We start from the raw sequence: 2,523 nt of genomic DNA on the forward strand, positions 1-2,523 counted from the left end.
AGGTCGGACCCCAGCCGCGCTCGCGGCCGATGCGATTCATCACTTCCGCCTGCGGGCCGTAGAAATCGTCCGCCGCCTGCTCGGTCGTCTCGGCGATGAAGCCGTGCACGTTGATGCTGGTGGCAAGGCCCGCCGGATCACTGCCGGCGCGCTTGGCGGCTTCGCGGTAGAGATCGAACAGCGGCGCGAAACGCGCCGGCTCGCCGCCAATGATGGCGAGCGCCAGCGGCAGGCCGAGCGCGCCAGCGCGGGCGGCAGACTGCGGCGTGCCGCCAATGGCGATCCAGACCGGTAGCCTGTCCTGGAAGGGCCGGGGATAAACGCCGCGATCGTTGATCGGCGCACGCAGATTGCCCGACCAGGTGACCTTCACGCTGTCGCGGATGGCAAGCAGCAGATCGAGTTTTTCGGCGAACAGCTCGTCATAATCCTCGAGGTTGAAACCGAACAGCGGGAAGGATTCGATGAACGAGCCGCGCCCGGCCATGATCTCGGCGCGGCCGCCCGACAGAAGATCGAGCGTGGCAAATTGCTGGAAAACGCGCACCGGGTCATCGGAAGACAGAACGGTGACCGCGCTGGTCAGCTTGATGCGCTTCGAACGCTCGGCCGCCGCGGCCAGGGCCACGACCGGTGCGGAGGCGGCATAGTCGGGCCGGTGATGCTCGCCGAGGCCGAAGACGTCGAGGCCGACCTGGTCGGCCAGCTCGATCTCCTCGATCAGGTTGCGCAGCCGCTCATGCGGGCCGATGGCACCGGGGCCCGGCTGCGGGCTGACGTCGGCGAATGTGTAGAGACCGAGTTCCATTTGATGTCATCCTGGTGTTGGGTTTTCGGGTTAGACGTAGCGACGCCTCAGCCGCGCCGCCAGTGGGGCGGACGGTGAACAGTGCATGTCGGTTTCGGCTCTATCTCTTCGTCGCCATTCCGGACGGAAAACCGCTTCACACTTTTCCTGGAATTGCTCCAAAGGCGTCTCCCGAGTGCAACAGCCGACAATTTCATGGCTGCCATGCCGTTTTGGCGCTTGAACTCTCGGTTTTCGCGCGTATGTAAGCGTCGCGAATTGACTTCAGGGAAGTGGACTTGGCTATCTACAGGGAAAAAGACGTTTTCGAGCGGCGCAATGCCGCAAACGAGGCAAAGAAGGCGCTCCTCGAGCGCTTCAAGGCAAAGCCGGCGGCGGATGATCCCGCAGTGCTGGCGCGGCAGGCTGAACGCAAGGCTATCCTTGCGGCCCGCGAAATCCGCGAGGCCGAAAAGGCCCGGCTGAAGCAGGAGAAGCTGGCACGCGAAGCGGTCGAGAAGGCCGAGCGCGAGGCAGCAGCCGAAGCGGCACGTATCGCCGCCGAGGAAGCTGCACAGGCCGAGGCCAAGATTCGGGAATCCGAAGAGAACGAGCGCATCGCCCGTCTTCTGGCCGACGAAGCCGAACGCAAGGCCAAGCGTGACGCGCGTTATGCGGCACGCAAGCAGCGTACCGGCAGGACGCCTCCGGGCTTCTCCGCCCGCTAGCTCTCGGCTACGGAGCAATCTGCTTCGAGAACCAGGGTCGCCTCGCAGCGGCCCTGAACGTGTTTGTCCCATGCATGTCGCCCTGGTCCCGGCTCTGGGAGGACGACATGCGCAAACCAAGAGACCTAAGCGTTACCGTCAGGCGGCGAACTTCAGCCCCATGATGCCGCAGACGATGAGCGCGATGCAGGCCAGCCTGATCGCGGTGGCCGGTTCGCCGAGCAGCCAGATGCCGAGCAGTGCCGTACCGACGGTGCCGATGCCGGTCCACACCGCATAGGCGGTGCCGACGGGCAGCGCCTTCAGCGCCAGGCCGAGCAGAGTGAGGCTGACGACCATCGAGGCAACGGTCAGCACGGTCGGCACCAGCTTCGAGAAGCCATCGGTGTATTTGAGGCCGATTGCCCAGCCGATCTCGAACAAGCCAGCGAAAAAGAGAAGAATCCACGACATCGACAACGCTCCATCAGAGCATCGGACCGAAAAGTGACTTCGGCGTCCGACGATCAGTCAAACAATGGCGGGTCGTCCCGTCCGGATTTGGGGAAGCGCGAGGTCGTCCCCGCCACGCCAATATAAGAATTTCGGGCGCTCGATCAACAGCGACCGGCAACAAGTGTCGCCGGCCGTAATCTTATTGCGAAGTGGATCGCCGGACCTACTTGTCCTTGAGCTTCATCGCCTTGACCGGCGGCGCCTTCAGCGCCGGAGCCGGAGCGGGCTTCTTGGCGTCCTTCTTCGGCTTGCGGGCTTCCTTGCCTGCCTTCATCGCACCTTTAGCCATGATTCGTTCCTCCTGATGTGAGAAGCCAAGTGAAACAAGAGAACCGCCCGACCGCAAGGGGTTAGCGACTGTTGCCGCCGACAGCGGATCGCTTTCAACCGGTTTCTAGAGCAATTCACCGTTTCGCGGAAACAGTGAATTGCTCTAACTCTTTGTTTTGACGCAATTCCGGACGGAAAACCGCTTCACACTTTTCCTGGAATTGCTCTAATTTGCTCGTAAAC

Annotated in this window: 4 protein-coding genes; 1 reads left to right on the top strand and 3 read right to left on the bottom strand. The window is 62.6% G+C overall.

Going from position 1 to position 2,523, the window contains the following annotated elements; translation table 11 throughout:
• Positions 1-808: LLM class flavin-dependent oxidoreductase (locus EN884_RS32755; RefSeq protein ID WP_128361000.1), on the bottom strand; the 808-nt coding region annotated here is incomplete at its 3' end.
• 278 nt (positions 809-1,086) lie between these two features.
• Here EN884_RS32755 and EN884_RS32760 point away from each other — a divergent pair.
• Entirely contained in the window at positions 1,087-1,515 is a 429-nt protein-coding gene (locus EN884_RS32760) for a DUF6481 family protein (RefSeq protein ID WP_013528462.1), read from the top strand.
• Positions 1,516-1,653: 138 nt separating this feature from the next.
• Here the strand turns inward: EN884_RS32760 and sugE are convergent, their stop codons facing one another.
• Positions 1,654-1,968: a quaternary ammonium compound efflux SMR transporter SugE gene (gene sugE, locus EN884_RS32765; RefSeq protein WP_013528463.1), complete on the bottom strand. Its 315-nt coding sequence runs from the start codon at positions 1,966-1,968 to the stop codon at positions 1,654-1,656.
• Between the two features lie 205 nt (positions 1,969-2,173).
• On the bottom strand, positions 2,174-2,299 hold the full coding sequence (locus EN884_RS40215; protein WP_013528464.1) for a hypothetical protein: 126 nt from the start codon (positions 2,297-2,299) through the stop codon (positions 2,174-2,176).
• Positions 2,300-2,523: the final 224 nt, after the last annotated feature.

It is taken from the genome of Mesorhizobium sp. M7A.F.Ca.AU.001.01.1.1, assembly GCF_004022735.1.
Classification (GTDB): domain Bacteria; phylum Pseudomonadota; class Alphaproteobacteria; order Rhizobiales; family Rhizobiaceae; genus Mesorhizobium; species Mesorhizobium ciceri.